Origin of the sequence: Rhizobium sp. BT03 (genome assembly GCF_030053155.1) — a bacterium.
Lineage (GTDB): Bacteria > Pseudomonadota > Alphaproteobacteria > Rhizobiales > Rhizobiaceae > Rhizobium.
Genome location: NZ_CP125640.1, coordinates 1,862,972 through 1,884,655, shown reverse-complemented (window position 1 = coordinate 1,884,655; position 21,684 = coordinate 1,862,972). Strand labels below are relative to the sequence as shown.

The following is a 21,684-nucleotide window of genomic DNA, read 5'->3' as shown; positions in this document are numbered from 1 at the left end:
CGGTTCCGTCCTAGATATCGTCATGCCAGGTGCGGCCGTCACGCTCGATCAGCGCGATGGCCTGGCTCGGCCCCCAGGTGCCGGCCGTATAGCCCTGCACCTGCTGGCCGGTGGTTTCCCAACCCTTGAGGATCGGATCAACCCATCTCCAAGCGGCCTCGACTTCGTCGCGGCGCATGAACAATGTCTGGTTGGAGCGGATCACGTCCATCAGCAGACGCTCGTAGGCGTCGGGATTGCGGACGTTGAAGGCCTGGGCGAAGCTCATGTCGAGCGAGACGTTGCGCAGGCGCATGCCGCCCGGGCCCGGATCCTTGATCATCAGCGACTGCTTGACGCCCTCGTCCGGCTGCAGCCGGATGATCAGCTGGTTGGCGACGATGCGTCCGGCCGCCTGGTCGAAGATCGCATGCGGGATCGGCTTGAAGGTGATGACGATCTCGGACATGCGTCCGGTCAGGCGCTTGCCGGTTCTGATATAGAAGGGAACGCCGGCCCAGCGCCAGTTGTTGATCTCTGCCTTGATGGCGACGAAGGTCTCGGTGTTCGAGACGCCGCCTTCGAGCTCTTCGAGATAGCCCTTGACCGGGCCGCTGCCCGAGGCGCCGGCGCGATACTGGCCGCGGACCGTCGCCTGCTCGACATTGGAGGCGTTGAGCGGCTTCAGCGCCCGCAGCACCTTCAGCTTCTCGTCGCGAACGGCTTCCGAATCCATCGACGAGGGCACTTCCATCGCAGTCAGGCAGAGCAGCTGCAGGATGTGGTTCTGCACCATGTCGCGCAGCGCACCGGCCGTATCGTAATAGCCGGCACGGCCCTCGAGGCCGACGGCTTCAGCCACGGTGATCTGCACGTGATCGATATAGTTGGCGTTCCATAGCGGCTCGTAGAGCGCATTGGCGAAGCGCAGCGCCATCAGGTTCTGCACCGTCTCCTTGCCGAGATAGTGGTCGATGCGGAAGATCTGCTCTTCCTTGAAGGCGCGGCCGATCGTGTCGTTGAGCTGCAGCGCCGAGGCGAGGTCGCGGCCGATCGGCTTCTCGACGACGATGCGGGTCGACTTGGTGATCAGTTTGTGGTCGTGGATCTTCTGCGAGATATCGCCGAAGATGCCGGGCGCGACGGCGAGGTAGAAGGCGCGCACGCGCTCCTTTCCTTCGTCGAGCAGCTTCTTCAGCTCATCCCAGCCGGTGTCCGTGCGGGCGTCGACTGAGACGTAATAGAGACGGGCGCAGAACTTCTCCACCTCGGCTTCGTCATACTCGCCCTTCTTCAGGTGCTCCTTCAACGCGTCCTTGGCGAATTTGCGGTATTCTTCATGGGAAAGCGGGCTGCGCGAAGCGCCGATCACCCGAGTCGGTTCGGAGAACTGGCCCTCGATCTGGCGATGGTAGAGCGCGGGCAGAAGCTTGCGTTCGGCAAGGTCGCCGCTGCCGCCGAAGACGACGTAATCAAAAGGCTCAACGGGAATGATCTGGCTGCTCATGAGCTTGTCTCTCAATCATGCTGGTTGGCGGCCCTTTTAATCTAATCGATTTAAAAAAGCCAGTGTGCAGTGCAATGAATTTGTCAGGCACCGGTTTTAGTGCGAATTTCCGGAAGAGGAAATCCGCAATCGGACTAAAACTTGTCGCGAAGCGCAAACCACGACAAGGCGAGAAAAAGCAGCGGCGCCCGCATGCTGGCACCGCCGGGAAAGGCCGGAATATCGAGCGATTCGAACAGGTCGAGATCGCCGGATTTTCCAAGCACCGTTTCCGCATAGAGCTTGCCACAGTAGTTTGACAGCATGACGCCATGGCCGGAATAACCGCCGATCGAGATGACGCCGGGCATGACCTCGCGCACGAAGGGCTGGCGCGGCATGGTGATGCCGACGCTGCCGCCCCAGGCATGGGTGATCTCGATATCCTTGAGGGCTGGATAGATCTCGGCGATCTGCCGGCGGATATGCTGCGAAATGTCTCGCGGATTGTCGGCCGTATAGGCCTCGCGCCCGCCGAACAGCAGCCGGCCGTCGCCGAATTTGCGGAAGTAGCGCACGACGAAGCGCGAATCGGCGACGGCCTCGCCGCCCGGCAGCACTTGCGGATGCCGGTCGAGCGGGACCGTGGCGCCGATGAAGGAGCGGATCGGCATGACATGGCTTGCCGTCACCGGTTCGAGGCCGTCGATATGGCCGTCGCAGGCGATCAGCGCGCGCTCGGCGGTGATCGTTCCCCTGTCCGTTTCGATCGTCACCTTGCCGCCGCCCTGACGGATCGCCGTTGCCTTTGTCATCTCGAAGATCGCAGCACCGGCATTGGCCGCAACCCGCGCCAAGCCGATCAGCAGCTTCAGCGGATGGATATGGCCGGTGCCGACATCGCGCACGCCGCAATAAAAGCGCTTCGAGCCGAGCCGCTCCTGCGTTTCCTTCTCGTCCATGAAGCTGATGTGCGGATAGTCGTAGCGCAGCGCGGCGATCTCGGCATTCTCACGAAAGTCGCGTTCGTAGCTCGCCTTGTGCGCGACATTGAGCTGGCCGGGCACATAATCGATCTCGATCTGGTGCTCGCCGGCAAAATCGATGAGATGGCGCTTGGCCGCTTCGGCGAGATCGAACAGCGCCTTCGAGCGTTCGTAGCCGATTTTCTGCTCGAGCTCTTCCGGCCACCATCGCTGGCCGGTGCCGAGCTGGCCGCCATTGCGCCCGGACGCCCCGTCGCCGAAGCGGCAGGCCTCGATCAGCACCACCGAGACGCCTGATTTGGCCAGATGATAGGCGGCCTGCAGGCCGGTATAGCCGCCGCCGATGATGGCGACGTCGCATGTCCTTGAGCCGTCGAGAGCGGCATAGGTGGGCCGCTCCCCGACTGTTGCTTGATACCAGGATAGGCCCGGCGAGATCGGGCTCTGCCACGTCTCCTGCGATGCCATGGCGGTCCCTCACACGTTGAGCAGAAGGAATTCCCGCTCCCAGGGGCTGATCACCTGCATGAAGGTCTCGAACTCGCCGCGTTTGACGCCGGCATAAAGGCCGATGAACTGCGTGCCGAACATCTCCTCGAAGGCCGGCTCGTCCTCGAGCAGCGCCACGGCTTCCAGCAAACCGCGCGGCAGGTCGATCGAGCCTTCATTGGCCGAATCCTCGGTCGGCGCCGTCGGCTCGATCTCTTTCATGATGCCGAGCAGGCCGGCGGCGAGCGAGGCGGCAAGCGCCAGATAAGGATTGGCGTCCGAGCTCGGCAGCCGGTTTTCGACGCGACGCGCCTGCGGATCGGACACCGGAACGCGGAAGGCGGTCGTGCGGTTGTCGTAACCCCAGGCATTGTTAACAGGGCAGGACATGTCCGGCTGCAGGCGCCGGTAGGAATTGACATAGGGCGCCAGCATCGCCATGGCGCTCGGCACGAATTTCTGCATGCCGCCGATGAAATGGAAGAACTCCTTCGAGGCCGATCCGTCCGGATTGGAGAAGACGTTCTTGCCCGTTTCGATATTGACCACCGACTGATGGATATGCATCGCCGAACCCGGCTGGGCCTGCATCGGCTTGGCCATGAAGGTCGCATAAATATCGTGTTTCAGCGCCGCCTCGCGGATCGTCCGCTTGAACAGGAACACCTGGTCGGCAAGCTCGATCGGATTGCCGTGGCGCAGGTTGATCTCGAGCTGCGCCGGTCCCTCTTCATGGATCAGCGTATCGATCTCGAGGCCCTGCTTCTCGGAGAAATGATAGATGTCGTCGATCAACTCGTCGAACTCGTTGATCCCGGCAATCGAATAGCCCTGGCCGCCGAGGATCGAGCGGCCGGACCGGCCCTTGGGCGGATGCAGCGGATAGTCGGGGTCGTCATTCTTGGCGACCAGGTAGAACTCGATCTCCGGCGCCACGATCGGCTTCCAGCCGCGATCGTGATAGAGGCTCATGATCCGCTTCAGCACGTTGCGCGGCGTATAGGGCACTTCGCCGCCGTCCGAATCGACGATGTCGCAGATCACCTGCGCCGTCGGATCGGTCTCCCAGGGCACGACCGACAGCGTCGAAAGATCGGGCATCAGCTTCAGGTCGCTGTCGCGCGGCTCGTAGCGGAAGCTCTCGGTCTCCTCGGGATATTCGCCCGAAATCGTGTGCCGGTAGATCGCCGACGGCAGCGCCAGCGAGGTGTTCGAGGTGAATTTCGAGCTCGGCATCATCTTGCCGCGCGGAACGCCGGCAAGGTCCGGCGTGATGCATTCGATGTCTTCGATGCCCCTGTCCCTCAGCCACCGCGCTGCTTCCTTCCAGTTCGCAACGCCGCGCAGGGATCCGGGCTCCGGGGGAGTTTTTTTCGAGGCGGGTACGTTTCTGGCAGGCTTCAGCGTCGTCTTTTTTGGGGACATGACACACCGGTTTGCGTTGATCGTGGCGCCATCATAACCAGACTTTGCCAATTGGCGAGGGGTTGAGAACGTTGACTTTCGCCCTTTGATGGAAAAAGAAGACGCGGGTTTGATCGGGGAAACGGGTTTGCAACGCAAAAGCGACGTTATCGTCATCGGCGCCGGAGCGGCGGGCATGATGGCGGCCATCCGTGCCGGAAAACGCGGCCGCTCGGTCGTCATCCTTGACCATGCCAAGGCGCCTGGCGAGAAGATCCGCATATCAGGCGGCGGCCGTTGCAATTTCACCAATATCCATGCCGGGCCGAAGAATTTCCTCTCCGCCAACCCGCATTTCTGCAAGTCGGCGCTTGCACGTTTCACGCCCGCCGATTTCATCGCCATGGTCGACGGTCACGGCATCGCCTGGCACGAGAAGACGCTCGGCCAGCTTTTCTGCGACGATAGCGCCAAGGACATCATCCGCATGCTGCTCGATGAGATGCGCAGCGCCGGCGCGCAGCTGCATCTCGGCACCGGGATATCGGCCGTCGAAAGAGTGGAGGCGGGTTTTCGCGTCTCGACCGGTGAGGATCGTTTTGAAGCGTCGTCGTTGATCGTCGCCACCGGCGGCAAGTCGATCCCGAAGATGGGCGCCACCGGCTTTGCCTATCGCCTCGCCGAGCAGTTCGGTCTGCCCGTGCTCGAAACCCGCCCCGGCCTCGTGCCGCTGACCCTCGATCCCGGCCTGCTCGAAGCCATCGCTCCGCTCGCCGGCATTTCCGCCCCGGCCGAAATCCGCCATGGCAGGACCGCCTTCCGCGAAGCGCTGCTGTTTACCCATCGCGGCCTCAGCGGACCCGCCATCCTGCAGATCTCCTCCTATTGGCGCGAGGGCGACGAGATCGTCCTGGCGATCGAACCGGATATCGACATTGGAGCACATCTGAAGGCGGCAAAGCAGGTGAATGGCCGCCAGTCGCCGCAGACGGCGCTCAGTGACCTCCTGCCGAAGCGGCTGGCCCAGTTTCTCGTCGAACGCGAAAAGATCTCCGGCAACATGGCCGACCTGCCTGACAAGGCGCTGCTGCGCCTCGCCGCGGCGGCGCAGAACTTTACGGTCAAACCCTCCGGCTCTGAAGGCTACCGCACCGCCGAAGTGACGCTCGGCGGCATCGATACCGCAGCGCTCGATTCCCGCAGCATGGAGGCCAAGGCCGTGCCCGGGCTTTATTTCATCGGCGAATGCGTCGACGTCACCGGCTGGCTCGGCGGCTATAATTTCCAATGGGCTTGGGCCTCCGGATTTGCCGCCGGCGAATGCGCCTGAGGTTTATGTTTTCTGCATGTCGCCCGGGACCGCTGCGCTATATATTAGTAATACCGATTCAAGACTTCTTAAGAGAGGTGCGCCATCCTGTCTCAATTGGCGGTCTGCGAAGCTCTTCCTAAATAAGCTTTACCAGCAAGCCGTTTTGTTGGATTGTTGTATCAGACAGAAGTGAGGTTTCGAGCATGACCGGAAACACACGACGCGCCCGCGCCATTGCAATCGCCGAGGCAAAGCCCGACGCCCGCATGGTCGCCCTGCGTTATCTGATGCTCGCAGCCGGCGCCTCCGCCGCCAGCCTCGCGCTGCTCGCCTCGCACTTCCTCTGAGCCTGTCTTCAGGCCTGCAACGAATGTTTGCGCACGCGCCTGCCGCCCCGCGGCGTAACGGCTTACAAAATTGCAACTATTTCACCGCCTTGGCTCAATCCGCCGCAACCGCTTATCCGAAAATTAATATCTAATCTGACACAATTGCCCGCGATTATTTGGGCGTCTCCAAGTTGTTTGGACATGAACTGGCAATGACTGCCGCCTGGCTTCCGGGTTCCCCAATGTAAATTAAAGAACAGCTCGATGTGTACCCGGCTGGCGCCAGATGGCCGCCTGCGGGAGGAGTGGTGTATGAAAGGCCCGGAACGCCATGTTGATTGACAAGATTCTTTCCCGCTTCAGGATCAAGACGAAGGTCCTGATCTTCGTTCTGCCTTTCGTCGTCACCATTTCTGCGGTGGGCCTGACGGGCCTTTACGCTTCCGGACTGCTGCAGGGCCGCATGGAAATATCCAACAGCGTGCTGCAGTCTCTGAGCGGGTTCAAGGATCTCTACGGTTCGATGGACGATTTCCTGCGCATCACCAGCCAGCAGGCGCGCGACAAGCTGCTGACGGACCTGAAGACCCAGCAGGGCGTGCTCGACGCGACTCTGAATCAGGTGGGTGAGGAGGCTGCCGGCCGCGATAGCCTTGCAGAAGCTTCGAGCCGCACCAAGGACATTTCGGGCGTCGTCGACAAGCTCTGGGCGCTGCATGAACAGGAGCAGGCGCTGCATCAGCAGATCGACGCGGCGCAAAAGAGCCTGATCAGCACCCGCTTCACGGTTTCCTACCAGGCCGAGGAATTGCAGACCGCGCTTCAGCAGGACGAGGGCGCCGCCACCATCACGCTGCGCACGGCCGACCGTCTGCTGAAGGGCGGCGACTTCCTCGGCACCGTCGCCAGCGGCTACAGCAAGCCGCAGACGCCGCAGGAGAAGATCGCCTACATCAACGAACAGATGCCTGCGATCGTCAAATCGCAGCGGCTGATCGCCATTTCGGTTCCGACCAACCAGAAGAACGTCATCGACGCATTGGCAGCGACCATCGACAGCATCAAGGCGATCGCCGCGATGCCCGCTCCGACCGATGAGAACATTACCGAACTCGGTCGTCTCGTTTCGCGCTTCCGCCAGACCTCGACCTATACGCAGCTGACCGCGACGCAGAAGATGCGCGAGGCGACACAGCGTTTCGCCGATCTCGAGGGCCGTATCGGCCAGACCAACTCCGTCCTTCAGGATACGCGGCGCCTGGAAAATTCCGTCTATGCGCTGCAGATCGTGCTGTCGGACTTCCTCTCCAATTCGAGCAAGGACAACCTCGTGCGCCTGCAGCAGCAGGCCGGCACGCTCGGCAAGGACATGCAGGTGCTGACCACCAGCGCCAAGGGCATGGGCTTTGCCGAAGGCATTTCCGGCGCGATCCAGCCGGCCCTCGACGCCATCTCCGGCGGCGGCTCGAAGATCGTCGATACGATCGGCGAACGCGTCACGGCCTATGCCGCGGCCCGCCAGGAGCTCGACCAGATCTGGACGAAGCTCACCGATTTCGCCGAGCTGCAGAAGCAGACGGCCGGCACCGAGCGCACCCAGGCAAACAGCATCTCGGTCATGACCACCGGTCTCGGCATCCTGCTCTCGATCCTCGGCGGCATTGCGCTGGTGCTGACGCTGCAGCGCCCGATCAGCCAGATCACCGCCGCCATGCGCCGCATCGCCGAAGGGGCGCTGGAGACCAATATTTCCGGCGAGCAGCGCTACGATGAAATCGGCGACATGGCCCGCGCGCTCGGCATCTTCAAGGAAAACGCCATCTCCAAGATCCGCATCGAGGAGCAGAGCGACGAGGAACGCGCCGCTGCCGAACATGAACGCCAGCGCAACGACGCCGACAAGCGCGAGATGGATCGCCAGATCGAATTCGCCGTCAATGCACTCGCTGCCGGCCTCGAACGCATGTCGCAGGGCGATATCTCGACGACGATCGAAACGCCCTTCATCGGCCGCCTCGAACAGCTGCGCCAGGATTTCAACGGCTCGATGATGCGCCTGCAGGCGACGATGAGTCAGATCCGCGACAATGTCGAACTGATCCAGGGCAACGGCAACCAGATGGCCCAGTCGGCCGAGGATCTCTCCAAGCGCACCGAACAGCAGGCCGCCTCGCTCGAAGAGACCGCGGCCGCCGTCGATGAGATCACCGTCACCGTCCGCTCCTCGGCCGAACGCGCCAAGGATGCCGACCAGATCGTCCGCCAGGCCAAGCGCAGCGCCGACGATTCCGCCGTCGTCGTCAGCAATGCGATCGACGCGATGGGCCGCATCGAGGAGGCCTCGCGCCAGATCGAGCAGATCATCGGCGTCATCGACGAGATCGCCTTCCAGACCAACCTCCTGGCGTTGAACGCCGGCATCGAGGCGGCCCGCGCCGGCGAAGCCGGCAAGGGCTTCGCGGTGGTGGCGATGGAAGTCCGCGAACTGGCCCAGCGCTCCGCAGCCGCGGCGCAGGAAATCAAGGGCCTGATCAACAAGTCGACCAACGAGGTCAGCTCCGGCTCGCAATTCGTCCAGGAGACCGGCACGGTGCTTGCCAAGATCAGCGCCCAGATCGTCACGATCAGCCAGCATGTCGAGATGATCGCCCGCGCCAGCCACGACCAGTCCAATGCGCTGCAGAGCGTCAATGCGACGGTCAATCAGATGGACCAGATGACGCAGCAGAATGCCGCCATGGTCGAGGAGACGACCGCCGCCAGCCGCGAACTGGCCGACGAGGCCGATTCCCTGCGCAGGCTGATCCAGCAGTTCAAGATCGACGGCGAAGCGTCCTCCGCGCCGGTCTACCGCGCCGCCTGATTGTCCATCGACCATGTCTTATTCGAACGGCCCCGGACTTTCGGGGTCGTTTCTTTTGCTGTCCGGGTCGTGGACATCCGGCTCAGGAGTATGCCGCCTGCCCCTCATCCGCCTGCCGGCACCTTCTCCCCGCGCGCGGGGAGAAGGTGAGTCGCCGCACCTCTCCGTTCCTCGTCAAGCCCTCGCAAGGCACGTCCCCTCTCCCCGTTTTACGGGGAGAGGGTTAGGGTGAGGGGCAGCTTTCGGCGCTGATTTACGGAAAATTTTCCTTAACGCTTTTCCTCTAATTTAGCCTTGGTTTGTCTGCCGGGGGTTTTGATGCTGCGCCTTTTCTCTACGTCGATCGTCCGCCAGATCGTTGCGATCACGCTGTGCCTGCTGACGGTCAGCACCGCTGCCATTGTCGGCGTGACCTATTACAATCTGAGCCGCCATGTCATGGACGGCGCGGTTGCCGACGCCAGGGATGCCACCCGCGCCATGGCCGTGCTCTATGGCGCGGCCGATCCGGCGGCAAAGGTCGAGCTGAAGGACAACCAGCTCGCAACCGTCACGGAAGACGCCATCCCCGCCCTTGCCGATCATTCGCTGGTCGACCGCACTGCGCAGTCGATCGCCGGCGTCGCGACCATCTTCCAGAAACAGGGCGGCGACTACGTCCGCATATCCACCAACGTCAAGAAGGAAAACGGCGAGCGCGCCGTCGGCACCAAGCTTGTGGCGGAGCACCCCGCCCAGCCGGTTCTCGCCAAGGGGCAAGCCTATTACGGCCAGGCCGAGCTTTTCGGCCGCAAGTTCATGACCGGTTATTTCCCGATCAAGAACGCATCGAACGCCAATGTCGGCATTCTCTTCATCGGCATTCCGATGGAGGTCTATTACCAGCGCATGTATGAGCTGCAGATGCTGGTGCTCGGTGTCGGCGCCGTCGTCATGCTCATCGTCGGCGTTCTCGCCTTCTATGCAATCCGCCTGTCGGTGAAGCCGTTGCAGGCGCTGACCGCGAGCGTTCACGCGATTTCTTCGGGCGATCTCGAAGGCGCGATCCCCTGCGTGGCCAAGAAGAACGAGTTCGGCGATATCGGCCGGGCCTTGGCGCTGTTCCGCGACAGCGCCCGCGCCAGGCGGGACCTGGAAACCCAGGCGGCCGAACAGCGCGCCTTGAGCGACGCCGAACGCGCCAGGAACGATGCGGACAAGCGCTCGTTCGACAGCCAGATCGATTTTGCCGTCAACCAGCTTGCCGCCGGCCTCGGACGCCTGTCGCAGGGCGATGTCTCGGAAACGATCGGCACGCCCTTCGTCGGCCGGCTGGAGCAGCTGCGTGTCGATTTCAACGCTTCGCTGCTGCGGCTTCAGGATACGCTCTCCGGCATCCGCGACAGCGCCTCGACCATCCAGCGCAACAGCGGCGCCGTCTCGGTTTCCACTGGCGAGCTGTCGAAACGCACCGAGGCGCAGGCGGCAAGCCTCGAGGAGACGGCCGCCGCGGTGGAGGAGATCACCGTGACGGTTCGCTCTTCCGCCGAGCGCGCGCGCGAAGCCAACAATGTCGTGGCCGCGACCAAGAAGACGGCCGACAATTCCGGCGCCGTCGTCGGCGATGCCGTCGCCGCCATGGAGCGCATCGAAGAGGCTTCGCAGCGGATCGAGCAGATCATCGAGGTGATCGACGATATCGCCTTCCAGACCAACCTCCTGGCGCTGAACGCCGGCATCGAGGCGGCCCGCGCCGGCGAGGCGGGCAAGGGTTTTGCCGTCGTCGCCCAGGAGGTCCGCGAGCTCGCCCAGCGTTCGGCCGATGCGGCGCGCGAAATCAAGTCGCTGATCGAGACATCCAGCCGCGAGGTGACGGTGGGCTCCGAACTGGTGCAGAAGACCGGCAGCGTCCTTGCCGCGATCAGCCATGAGATCATCGCGATCAGCGGCCATGTCGAGACCATCGCCACCGCAAGCCGCGATCAGTCGGCAGCACTTCAGGAGGTCAACGGTTCGGTGAACGCCATGGACCAGATGACCCAGAAGAACGCCTCGATGGTGGCCGAGACGACGCAGGCAAGCCGCCTGCTTGCCGGCGAAGCCGATACGCTGATGGCCCTGATCGAGCGCTTCCGCATTGTCGCGGAGCCCGCGGCCGCTCACCTCGCGACGAGGAAGGTCGCCTGAGGTGCGCAGCCGCAGCTGCCGCCGGATTGCGCCGCAGCCTTGCGGCGTAGTCTGAGATTGAGATCAAGCGAGGTCAGCCAGGCGGCGAAGTTGACGAGGCCGTTGTCTCCGAACTCGGCATAGAAGCGATCCTCGTCGCTCTTGCTTCTGCCCGGCTTACAAGTGTGCCGATATCCCTGGGTGCCTGCGATGGTGATCAAGTCGATCATGGCGATGTCCTTTCTGTAGAAGACATCTCCTGATTTAGGCATCGAATATCTCTTCATAAACAGGGAAAATCCCGCTATGTTTTTCATCCATGAAAAATGCAAATTGGGATTCCTACCAACTTTTCCTGCAGGTCGCCCGCCTCGGCGGCCTGACGGGGGCAAGCACGGCAAGCGGGCTCAGCCCCGCGACCGTCGGTCGGCGCATGCTCGATCTCGAACAGGAGGTCGGCCGCGCCTTGTTTTCGCGCAGCCAGACCGGCTACCGCCTGACGCAGGACGGCCAGGCGCTGCTCGATCACCTGCAGGAGATGGAGGCCGCTGCCCGCAAGGTGGAGGCGTGGCGGCAATCGGGCGAGGGCGGTACGACCGTCAGGATTACCGCCGGCACCTGGGTCGCCTGGCTGCTGACGGAGAATTTCGCCGCCATCCGCATGCCGGGCGATGGCTTTGCCATTTCGCTGACCATCGGCGAGGCGCGGGCGAGCCTTGCCTACCGCGAGAGCGATATCGGCATTCGCGCCTTCGAGCCTGAGGAGGCCAATCTTGCCGCCCGCCGGCTCGGCGAGGTGGCCTATGCCTGTTATATCAGACGCAACGCCGCCGAGACGGATGAACGCTGGATTGCGGTTGCCGAGGAGGAGGCGATATCGGCCTATCTGCGCTGGCCGCATGCCCATGCCGCAACGAATATCGTCGCCACCGTCAACCGGCCGCGGTCGCTGCCGGATCTGGTGCGCGCCGGCGCCGGCAAGGCCGTGCTTCCCTGTTTCGTCGGCGATCTCCATCCCGATTTGCAGCGCCTTGGCGGCGAGCTCCCGGAATTGCGCCACGCGCAATGGATCGTCATGAATGCCGAGGACCGCCATCGCCCGGAGATCCGCACCGTCGCCGACCGCATGACCAAGCTGATCAGAAGTTATGCCGATCTCTTTGCCGGAAAACGGCCGAGCCGCGGCTGAAATTACGATGAAGCGCCCGCGCATTTCTTAGGATGCGCGGGCGTTCTCTTCAATGCCGGTTGGTGACAACGACGGGGATCAGCAGGTCGCCCCAGTTGCCGTCGCCGCCGTGATGGCGGGCCGAGCGCACCAGCTCGACCGAGACGCCGGCCTCGACGGCTTTCATGACCGATTGGTTCAGCCGATGCAGGTCGTTGGCGAGCATGCGGATCGTCGTCTGCTGATCCTCGCTCATGCTGGTCGACTGCTCCTCGGCCCGTTCCCGGACGCGTGAAATGGATGCCATGGTCTTCTCCTCCTCTTCAGGTTATTCCGCAGCCGGTTTGAACTGCGCATGTTCGGTTGAATCGTGCATCGCCGTGGTCGACGAGCGGCCGCCGGTGATGGCGAGCGACACGGCGTCGAAATAGCCGGTGCCGACCTCGCGCTGATGTTTGGTGGCGGTGTAGCCGTTGACCTCGGCGTCGAATTCCGCCTGCTGCAGCTCGGAATAGGCCGACATCTGCCGCTGCTTGTAGCCGCGCGCCAGTTCGTACATGCCGTAGTTCAGCTGGTGGAAGCCGGCGAGCGTGATGAACTGGAACTTATAGCCCATCGCGCCGAGCTCGCGCTGGAACTTTGCGATCGTCGCCTCGTCGAGGTTTTTCTTCCAATTGAAGGACGGCGAGCAATTATAGGCGAGCAGCTTGCCGGGGTAGACCTTGTGCACGCCCTCGGCAAAACGGCGCGCCTGATCGAGATCCGGCTTCGAGGTCTCGCACCAGATGAGATCGCAATGCGGCGCATAGGCCACAGCCCGGGCGATGCAGGGCTCGATGCCATTCCTGACCTGATAGAAGCCTTCGACCGTGCGCCCGGCATCATAATCGACGAAGGGCTGGTCGCGCTCGTCGATATCGGATGTCAGCAGTTTTGCCGCTTCCGCGTCGGTGCGGGCAATGACCAGCGTCGCAACACCCATGACGTCGGCGGCAAGCCGGGCGGCGTCGAGATTGCGGATATGGGCGGCCGTCGGGATCAGCACCTTGCCGCCGAGATGGCCGCATTTCTTCTCCGAGGCGAGCTGATCCTCGAAATGGACGCCGGCCGCACCCGCCTCGATATAGGCCTTCATGATCTCGAAGGCGTTGAGCGGCCCGCCGAAGCCGGCTTCGGCATCGGCGACGATCGGCGCGAACCAGGTGTCGACGGCAAGCCCCTGGCCCTCTGACGTTTCGATCTGATCGGCGCGCTGCAGCGTGCGGTTGATGCGCTTGGCAAGCTCCGGCCCGGCATTGGCGGGGTAAAGCGACTGGTCGGGATACATCGCCGATGCCGTATTGGCGTCGGCCGCCACCTGCCAGCCGGAGAGATAGATCGCCTTCAGCCCGGCGCGCACCATCTGCATGGCCTGGTTGCCGGAAAGCGCGCCGAGCGCATTGACGAAATCCTCCTGGTGTAAGAGCCGCCACAACCGGTCCGCCCCCATTTCGGCCAGCGTATGGGTGAGCGCCACCGAGCCCCTGAGCCGCTGCACGTCAGCGGCCGAGTACGGCCTGTCGATGCCGTCGAAACGGCCTGCCGATGCATTGGGAACAAGTTTGTAAAAATCGGTCATGCTGATCTCCTCACGAAAAAACGATATTGCGGGTGTTGATGACAAGATTGACAGTATCTCCCGGCATGACCAGAAAAACCTTTGATTTGCTGGCGGGAAAGAGGTTAAGATGACGAGGATTGACAGAGCGGCGCTGTGAATTTGTAAAATTTTGTAAAGATTGGCGCCGCTGACTTGTCAAAGGGTGTCACATGGCGGAACGGAAGATATTCGCAGGCCCGAAACTGCGGCGCATCCGCAATGCGCTGGCGCTGACCCAGACCGCCATGGCCGAGGCGCTTGAAATCTCGCCCTCCTATCTGAACCTCATCGAGCGCAACCAGCGGCCGCTGACGGTGCAGCTCCTCTTGAAGCTCGCGGCCGTCTACCGGGTCGACCTGGAGGAGTTGCGCGGGCAGACCGGCGGCAGTCTCGGCCAGCTCAAGGAAGTCTTTGCCGATCCGCTGCTTGCGGGCGAATTGCCCGGCGACCAGGAACTGGTCGAGGTGGCCGAGGCCGCGCCCAATGCCGCAAGCGGCATGATCAAGCTCTACCGCGCCTATCGCGAGCAGGCGGCGAGACTGTCCGATCTGACGGCGCTGATGGCCGCCGAGGGCCATGCGCCCGTCGCCGCCGGCCGCTTGCCGCTTGACGAGGTACGCGAAGCACTGGAACGCCGGTCTGCCTATTTCGGACGGATCGAGACGGCGGCGGAGACATTTGCCGCGACACTTCCCGGCGGCCTCGATCTGGCCGCCGGTCTCAAAGATTGGCTGCGCGCCGAGCGCGGCATCGCGGTGCGGGTGCTGCCGGTGCACGTCATGCCGGATCTGCGCCGCCGCTTCGATCGCCACTCGATGCGGCTTTTCATCTCGGAGCGTCTGTCGCCGGCCGACCGCGCGCACGAGATATCAGTCGAGGCGGCGACCCTCGCTTTGTCGCCGGCCATCGATGCCGAACTCGACGATCTCGCACTCTCCTCGGCCGAGGCGCGCCGCATTGCCCGCTTCGAGCTTGCCCGCATCGCCGCCCTGGCGCTGGCCATGCCCTACGAAGCCTTTCTGTCCGCGGCGAAGTCGACGCGCTACGATATCGACATTCTGCGCGCCCGCTTCGGCGTCTCCTTCAGCCATGCCGCCGCGCGCCTGACGATGCTGCAGCGCCCCGGTGCCGCCGCCATTCCCTTCTTCCTGATCGAGATCGATGCCGCGGGCCACCGGCTGCGGCGGGCAGGCGCCCAGGGTTTTCCGCAGGCCCGCTTCGGCGGCGGCTGTCCGAAGCTCAATCTCCACGCCGCCTTCCTGCAGCCGGGCCAGATCCTGGCTGAAACCGTGGTCATGCCGGATGGCGCCTCGTTCCTGACGGTCGCCCGCACATTGGAGGGGCCTAGCGTCGAATTCGGTGAAAGGCTGCGGCGCACCGCGTTGCTGATCGGCTGCGACGCCGCGCTTGGCGAGGCGCTGATCTACGGCCAGGCGACGGCGCTCGAGCCGGTGGCGATCGGCCCCGCCTGTCGCCTCTGCGAACGGCGCGGCTGCCTTTCCCGGGCCGAGCCGCCGGTGACGCGGCCGCTCGGGCTCGACGAGATGGTGGCGGGGCTCAGCGCCTTCGATTTCCAGTGATTGTGAAATCATTGAAGGCGCAGGATTTTGCGCTTGTGGGCTGTGAAATTCCTTCTTAGTCTGCATGCAAAACCAGAGGGAAAAGACGTCCGGGGGTGCGGGCTCTTTGAACAAACAGGAGAAGTCATGAGGTCAATCATTCCAAGCGTGACGGCCGCCGCCGTTGCAGCGCTCCTTGCCGCCGCGCCGGCCTTTGCCCAGGAGCGCGTCGTCAACGTCTACAACTGGTCGGATTATATCGACGACAGCATCCTTGCCGACTTCACCAAGGAAACCGGCATCAAGGTCGTCTACGACACCTTCGATTCCAACGAGACCGTGGAAACCAAGCTGCTTGCCGGCGGCACCGGTTATGACGTCGTCGTTCCCACAGCCGACTTCCTGCAGCGCCAGATCCAGGCCGGCGTCTTCCAGAAGCTCGACAAGTCGAAACTGCCGAACCTGTCCAACATGTGGGATGTGATCCAACAGCGCACCGCCGAATACGACCCGGGCAACGAACACGCGGTCGATTACATGTGGGGCACCGACGGCATCGGCTATAACGTCAAGAAGGTCGCCGAAATCCTCGGTCCCGATGCCAAGCCCGGCCTCGAAGTGATCTTCGATCCGAAGGTCGCCGCAAAATTCAAGGATTGCGGCATCTACGTGCTCGACACGCCGAAGGACGTCATCACCACGGCGTTTCGTTATCTCGGCCTCGACCCGAACTCCACCAAGGCTGAGGATTTCAAGAAGGCCGAAGAACTGCTGACGGCTATGCGCCCCTATGTCCGCAAGTTCCATTCCTCCGAATATATCAATGCGCTTGCCAACGGCGACATCTGCATCGCCTTCGGCTATTCCGGCGACATGCTGCAAGCGCGCGACCGCGCGGCCGAAGCCAAGAATGGTGTCGAGGTCAATTACTCGGTTCCCCCGCAGGGCGCCCAGATGTGGTTCGACATGATGGCCATCCCCGCCGATGCGCCCCACGTCGCCGAAGCCCACGAATTCCTCAACTACATGATGAAGCCTGAGGTCATCGCCAAGGCGAGCGACCACACCTTCTATGCTAACGGCAACAAGGCCTCGCAGCAGTTCGTCAGCAAGGACATTCTGGAAGATCCGGCCGTCTATCCCACAGAGGCGGTGATGAAGAACCTCTTCACGGTCAAGCCGTGGGATCCGAAAACGCAGCGCCTGGGGACGCGCCTCTGGACGAAGGTCGTCACCGGCCAGTAATGCAGCCTTGGGCCCGGACGGAAACGTCCGGGCCTTTCAATTACCGGCCCGGGTGGAGGCCGGAAAAACCTGTATTCGGGGAATAATATGAAGTCTCTCGGCAATATCCGCCGCGCTTTCGCGCCCTGGACCGATCCCTCTGCAAAACCCTTCATCGCTTTCAAGAATGTCACCAAGCGCTTCGGCGATTTTACCGCCGTCGACGATCTGTCGCTGAATATCTATCACCGCGAGTTCTTCGCGCTGCTCGGCGCTTCGGGCTGCGGCAAGTCCACGCTGCTGCGCATGCTCGCCGGCTTCGAGCAGCCGACCGCGGGCGAGATCGTTCTCGATGGCACCGACATGGCCGGGACGCCGCCCTACAAGCGGCCGGTCAACATGATGTTCCAGTCCTATGCGCTTTTCCCGCATATGACGGTCGAGAAGAATATCGCCTTCGGCCTGAAACAGGACGGCATGGCGAAGGATGAGATGACCGACCGCGTCGCGCAGATGCTGAAGCTCGTCAAGCTCGAGCAGTTCGCTTCACGCAAGCCGAACCAGCTTTCCGGCGGCCAGCGCCAGCGCGTGGCGCTGGCCCGCTCGCTCGCCAAGCGCCCGAAGGTGCTGCTGCTCGACGAACCGCTCGGCGCGCTTGACAAGAAGCTGCGCGAGGAAACCCAGTTCGAACTGATGGATCTGCAGCAGAGCCTCGGCCTCACCTTCGTCGTCGTCACCCACGACCAGGAAGAGGCGATGACCATGGCAGACCGCATCGCCGTCATGAGCCACGGCAAGGTCGTGCAGGTGGCCACACCGGCCGAGATCTACGAGGCGCCGAATTCCCGTTTCGTTGCGGATTTCATCGGCGACGTCAACATCTTCGACGGCAAGGTCGCCTCATCCGGCAACGGCACCGTCGAGATATCGGTCGACAGCGGCTTCAGCGTGCGCGTCGCCGCGTCCGAGACACCGCCGTCAGGCAGCGCCGTCGGCTTCGCCATCCGGCCGGAAAAGATGCGGGTCTTGCGTCAAGCGCCCGCCAATGCTTCGGTCAACGCCGCCAGCGGGGAACTCTGGGATATCGCCTATCTCGGCGATATGACCGTCTTCCATGTGAAATTGCAGAGCGGCAAGATCGTCAAAGCCTCGTCCCTCAATGCGCAGCGCTCCGTCGACGACCCCTTCACCTACGACCAGGAAGTCTGGATCTCGTTCGACGAGAACGCCGGCGTTCTCTTGAAGGATTGAGATCATGGGCAAGCTCACCTCCGGCCTCTACAATCGGCTCGTCATCGCCATCCCTTATGCCTGGCTGCTGCTCTTCTTCCTGGCGCCGTTCTTCATCGTCTTCCGCATTTCGCTGTCGACGACGGCAATCGCCATGCCGCCTTACGAGCCGGTCTTCTCGCTTGCCGACGGCTGGGCCGGGCTCTGGAGCAAGATCGGAGAACTGTCCTTCGACAATTACGCCTACCTCACCGACGACGCGCTCTATTTCAATGCCTATATCTCAAGCGTGGTGATTGCCGGGATCGCCACTTTCCTCACATTGCTGATCGCCTATCCGATCGCCTATGGCATGGCGCAGGCGCCGCGGACGATCCGCCCGACGCTGGTGATGCTGGTCATCCTGCCGTTCTGGACGAGCTTCCTGATCCGGGTTTATTCCTGGATCGCGATCCTGAAGCCGGAAGGGCTTCTCAACCAGCTTCTCCAGTCGCTGCACATCATCGACAGCCCGCTGATCATCCTCAACACCACGACCGCCGTCTATATCGGCATCGTCTATTCCTATCTGCCGTTCATGGTGCTGCCGCTCTATTCGGCGCTGGAAAAGATGGATGGTACGCTGATCGAGGCCGCACAGGATCTCGGTTGCACGCCGATCCGGGCTTTCTGGCGCGTCACCTTTCCACTGTCGATCCCCGGTGTGGTGGCCGGCTGCATGCTGGTCTTCATTCCCGCTGTCGGTGAGTTCGTCATTCCCGACCTGCTCGGCGGTTCGCAGACGCTGATGATCGGCAAGACGCTCTGGAACGAGTTCAACGCCAACCGCGACTGGCCGGTCTCCTCGGCGGTCGCGACGATCCTGCTGATGATCCTGGTGATCCCGATCGTCTTCTTTCAGAACGCCCAGGCCAAGGCCGAAGAGCGGGGGAAATAAGCCATGCTGAAATGGACCCGTTTCAACATTGTCTCGGTCACGCTTGGCTTTGCCTTCCTCTACCTGCCGATCGTGCTTCTGGTGATCTTCTCCTTCAACGAATCGAAGCTCGTCACCGTCTGGGGCGGCTTCTCAACCAAATGGTATGTGTCGCTGCTCTCGAACCAGGGCCTGCTCGACGCCGCCTGGGTGACGATCCGTGTCGGCCTGCTGTCGGCGACACTCGCCACCATCCTCGGCACGATGGCGGCGCTGACGCTGGTGCGCTACACCCGCTTTCGCGGCCGCATGCTGTTTTCGGGCATGATCTACGCGCCGCTCGTCATGCCCGACGTCATCACCGGCCTGTCGCTGCTGCTGCTCTTCGTCGCGATCGGCTTCGACCGCGGCTTCTGGACGATCGCGCTGGCGCATACGACGCTGACCATGTGTTTCGTCGCCGTCGTCGTGCAGTCGCGGCTCTTGAGCTTCGATCGGTCGATCGAGGAAGCGGCGCAGGATCTCGGCGCGCCGCCGGTGCGCACCTTTTTCGAGATCACCCTGCCGATCATCGCGCCGGCCGTGATCTCAGGCTGGATCCTTGCCTTCACCCTGTCGCTCGACGATCTGGTGATCGCCAGCTTCACCTCGGGTCCGGGCGCCACCACGCTGCCGATGCGGATCTACAGCCAGGTCCGCCTCGGCGTGACGCCCGAGATCAACGCGGTCTGCACCATCCTGATCGGCATCGTCGCTGTCGGCGTCATCTGCGCTTCGCTCGTCACCAAGCGCCGCGAAATCCAGCGCCAGCGGGATGAGCGTGCGGCCGCCGCTGGCGCCTGATGAACCGAGGAAAACGGTCTACTGCGCGTGCGGTGTGGTGCCGAAGAGCGGCACCGGCGAGATCACCGGGTTCGGCCATGAGCCGCCGATGAAGAACGGCAGAAGCGGCAGATCCGCCGCCTTGGCCGGATCGGTCGACTCCAGCGATCCGGACAGCGCCAGCCCGTTCGACTGATAGGTGACGACGCCGGACAGCGTCAGCGTCTCGGCCGCGCCGGCGATCCGGGCGTCGTGCATCTCGGCGGAGCCGTTGGCGAAGTCGGCCTGCAGGTTCAGCTGGTTGAAAGCGAAGGCGCCGCCTGCCGCAGCGCTCAGCGGAAAGAACGGTTTTTCGGCTGCCTGCGCCCTCAGCGCCGTGGCATCGATGCCGGGGATCGTGCCCTCCCTCGTCCAGAAGTGCAGCCGGCCGGTGACGTCGGCAAGACCGGTCGTCCAGATTGCCTTCGGCGACTGCAGGTCGAGGTCGAGCGATCCGGTCGCCAGCGGCAACGGTCCCTTCAACTGCAGGCGCTCGGCGAGGGCTGCGAAGTCGGCATCGCGGATCGACAACTGCAGCTTGCCGCCGCCGTCGAAGTCGCGCTGGGTTGCTTCCAGATGCGCGGTCATCTCGCCGCCTTCGAACCGGCTGTCGCCGATGTCGAATTTCGCTTCGCCGCCTGCAACGATCATGCTGGCGCCGACATCGGAAAGCGCAAAGAGACCCATCTGCGCGCGCCGCGCCGAAAGCCTGACGTCGACATCGAGCAGCCGCAGCGGCCCGTTTATGCCGGCGGAGATTTCCTCCGCCTCGCCGGCGGCGAGCCTGAGCGCGAAGGCGTCGAGGAACGGCTTGAGGTTCATCTGGTCGAAGGCGAGCGTGCCGCCGATCTTCGGCCGTTTGCCGGGTTGGGTCAAAAGGTCCATCACCCCGGTGGCGCTCGCTTCGTTCAGCGACAGGCTGAGATTGTTGAAGCGCAGCCCGTTGCCCGACGACATGATGTCGGATTCCAGCGAGGCGCTCTTCAGCGTTGCGATGCCGGGGATCGATTTGCCCGACCATTTGAGAAGTGCCGGCATATCGGGAATGCTGGCGGCGATATTGCCGGAAAGCGCCGAAAGGCTGGCAATGTTGGCAATTCCCTGGAAGCGGGCCGTCAAGAGGTTCGATGTGAGCGACGTCCGCGTCTCGGCATTCCTGCCGGCAAAGACGAGCAGCGGCTGGCGCGAGGCGAAATCGACCTTCAGGTCTTCGCCGTTGATGCGGGCGATGACAACAGCCGAGATCGCGCCGGAAAGTCTCGGCCAGGCGATATCCGCGGTGACGCTGTCGAAACGATAGGTCTTGGCGGTCTTGATGTCGGTTACCGCAAGCGTGCCGTCTTCGACCGTCACCGCGCCGATCTCGGCATCGAGATCGGGGTCGAGCACCTCGGCGCCGTTTTCATAACGCACGCCGCTGATCGCGCGGGCGAGCAGGCCGGCATAACTCCAGTCGATCAGCCCTTTGTCGTCGCGCGTCAGCGCCAGGTTGGGGCGCACCAGGTGGAACTCGTGGAAGCTGGTGCGGCCTCTCAGCGCATCGATGAGGCTGAAATCGGCCGACAGGCTGTCGATGCTGCCGAGCAGCTTGTCGCCGCTGTCGCGCGGCTGGCGGATGGTGATCTGGTTCAGCGTGATGCGCGGCGTCGGCCAGAATTCGAGAACCGGCGTGCCTTTGATCTCGGCGTGGTAGCCCGTCCATTTCGACAGTGCGTCCTCGATGCCCGAGCGCACGAAACCGGTGGTGATCAGATAGGGTGCGGCGACCCGGAGCGCCACGAAAAGCGCCAGCGCGATCAGCAGGAACACCGTCGACAGGCGGGCGAAGGCCGGAAGCCAGCGCGAAACGGGTCCGATCTTCCTGCGCCACCTGCGATGTCTTGACGTGCTCATGATCTCCGCCGGCAATTCCGCCGGTTATCCCGTTAAGCGCTGATTTCGCCGGATATAGGAAATATCCGGCATATGCAAATCCCCCACCGTGACGCCCATGGTTTCAGACGCGCCGAAGACGCTGCGGCACTTTGAAGCTATGCATCGTGCTTGCGAATGCGGAGGCTGGGATCGCGTCGGTTCCGCACTTTATAATGCAAT

General features: G+C 62.9%; 17 protein-coding genes. 10 read left to right on the top strand and 7 right to left on the bottom strand.

Annotated elements, in window-relative coordinates; translation table 11 throughout:
- Nucleotides 1-10: 10 nt before the first annotated feature.
- The 3 genes from zwf to QMO80_RS09280 all read right to left on the bottom strand — a co-directional run bounded on the left by zwf (nt 11) and on the right by QMO80_RS09280 (nt 4,365).
- A complete protein-coding gene (gene zwf / locus QMO80_RS09290) occupies nt 11-1,486 on the bottom strand; it encodes a glucose-6-phosphate dehydrogenase (RefSeq protein WP_283199800.1) in 1,476 nt (491 codons plus the stop codon).
- Between the two features lie 134 nt (nt 1,487-1,620).
- Nucleotides 1,621-2,919: an FAD-binding oxidoreductase gene (locus tag QMO80_RS09285; protein WP_283199799.1), complete on the bottom strand. Its 1,299-nt coding sequence runs from the start codon at nt 2,917-2,919 to the stop codon at nt 1,621-1,623.
- Between the two features lie 9 nt (nt 2,920-2,928).
- Nucleotides 2,929-4,365, bottom strand: coding sequence for a glutamine synthetase family protein (locus tag QMO80_RS09280; protein ID WP_283199798.1), 1,437 nt, complete (start codon nt 4,363-4,365; stop codon nt 2,929-2,931).
- A gap of 88 nt (nt 4,366-4,453) precedes the next feature.
- Between QMO80_RS09280 and QMO80_RS09275 the strand changes: the two genes are divergently transcribed.
- The 4 genes from QMO80_RS09275 (at nt 4,454) to QMO80_RS09260 (ending at nt 11,014) form a co-directional block, all read left to right on the top strand.
- Nucleotides 4,454-5,674, top strand: coding sequence for an NAD(P)/FAD-dependent oxidoreductase (locus QMO80_RS09275; RefSeq protein WP_283199797.1), 1,221 nt, complete (start codon nt 4,454-4,456; stop codon nt 5,672-5,674).
- Nucleotides 5,675-5,859: 185 nt separating this feature from the next.
- The gene (locus tag QMO80_RS09270; protein WP_283199796.1) at nt 5,860-6,003 is read left to right on the top strand and encodes a hypothetical protein; all 144 of its coding nucleotides are present in this window, start codon (nt 5,860-5,862) and stop codon (nt 6,001-6,003) included.
- Nucleotides 6,004-6,316: 313 nt separating this feature from the next.
- On the top strand, nt 6,317-8,848 hold the full coding sequence (locus QMO80_RS09265) for a HAMP domain-containing methyl-accepting chemotaxis protein (protein ID WP_283199795.1): 2,532 nt from the start codon (nt 6,317-6,319) through the stop codon (nt 8,846-8,848).
- A 318-nt stretch (nt 8,849-9,166) separates the two neighbouring features.
- The gene (locus tag QMO80_RS09260) at nt 9,167-11,014 is read left to right on the top strand and encodes a methyl-accepting chemotaxis protein (RefSeq protein ID WP_283199794.1); all 1,848 of its coding nucleotides are present in this window, start codon (nt 9,167-9,169) and stop codon (nt 11,012-11,014) included.
- Here the strand turns inward: QMO80_RS09260 and QMO80_RS09255 are convergent.
- The gene (locus tag QMO80_RS09255) at nt 10,987-11,223 is read right to left on the bottom strand and encodes a hypothetical protein (RefSeq protein WP_283200151.1); all 237 of its coding nucleotides are present in this window, start codon (nt 11,221-11,223) and stop codon (nt 10,987-10,989) included. The genes QMO80_RS09260 and QMO80_RS09255 overlap by 28 nt on opposite strands.
- A gap of 89 nt (nt 11,224-11,312) precedes the next feature.
- Here QMO80_RS09255 and QMO80_RS09250 point away from each other — a divergent pair, with 89 nt between their 5' ends.
- Nucleotides 11,313-12,182 carry a LysR family transcriptional regulator gene (locus QMO80_RS09250; protein ID WP_283199793.1) on the top strand — a complete coding sequence of 290 codons (870 nt, stop codon included), beginning with the start codon at nt 11,313-11,315 and terminating at the stop codon, nt 12,180-12,182.
- A 49-nt stretch (nt 12,183-12,231) separates the two neighbouring features.
- Here QMO80_RS09250 and QMO80_RS09245 read toward each other — a convergent pair whose 3' ends face one another.
- Together QMO80_RS09245 and aceA are read right to left on the bottom strand one after the other, a co-directional pair.
- A complete protein-coding gene (locus tag QMO80_RS09245; RefSeq protein ID WP_003584324.1) occupies nt 12,232-12,468 on the bottom strand; it encodes a hypothetical protein in 237 nt (78 codons plus the stop codon).
- A gap of 21 nt (nt 12,469-12,489) precedes the next feature.
- Nucleotides 12,490-13,779, bottom strand: a complete 1,290-nt coding sequence (gene aceA / locus QMO80_RS09240; protein ID WP_283199792.1) for an isocitrate lyase — start codon at nt 13,777-13,779, stop codon at nt 12,490-12,492.
- A 191-nt stretch (nt 13,780-13,970) separates the two neighbouring features.
- On the opposite strand from aceA, the gene QMO80_RS09235 reads away from it, so the two are divergent.
- From QMO80_RS09235 to QMO80_RS09215, 5 genes are all read left to right on the top strand, one after another.
- Nucleotides 13,971-15,380 (top strand): short-chain fatty acyl-CoA regulator family protein, encoded by a 1,410-nt coding sequence (locus QMO80_RS09235; protein WP_283199791.1) that lies wholly within the window; start codon nt 13,971-13,973, stop codon nt 15,378-15,380.
- 126 nt (nt 15,381-15,506) lie between these two features.
- On the top strand, nt 15,507-16,604 hold the full coding sequence (locus QMO80_RS09230) for a polyamine ABC transporter substrate-binding protein (RefSeq protein WP_049733040.1): 1,098 nt from the start codon (nt 15,507-15,509) through the stop codon (nt 16,602-16,604).
- Between the two features lie 87 nt (nt 16,605-16,691).
- Complete coding sequence (locus QMO80_RS09225; protein WP_283199790.1) at nt 16,692-17,834, top strand: ABC transporter ATP-binding protein; 1,143 nt, start codon at nt 16,692-16,694, stop codon at nt 17,832-17,834.
- Nucleotides 17,835-17,838: 4 nt separating this feature from the next.
- The gene (locus QMO80_RS09220; protein ID WP_097623914.1) at nt 17,839-18,750 is read left to right on the top strand and encodes an ABC transporter permease subunit; all 912 of its coding nucleotides are present in this window, start codon (nt 17,839-17,841) and stop codon (nt 18,748-18,750) included.
- Nucleotides 18,751-18,753: 3 nt separating this feature from the next.
- Nucleotides 18,754-19,572, top strand: coding sequence for an ABC transporter permease (locus tag QMO80_RS09215; protein ID WP_283199789.1), 819 nt, complete (start codon nt 18,754-18,756; stop codon nt 19,570-19,572).
- Between the two features lie 18 nt (nt 19,573-19,590).
- Here the strand turns inward: QMO80_RS09215 and QMO80_RS09210 are convergent, their stop codons facing one another.
- Nucleotides 19,591-21,483, bottom strand: coding sequence for an AsmA-like C-terminal region-containing protein (locus QMO80_RS09210; RefSeq protein WP_283199788.1), 1,893 nt, complete (start codon nt 21,481-21,483; stop codon nt 19,591-19,593).
- Nucleotides 21,484-21,684: the final 201 nt, after the last annotated feature.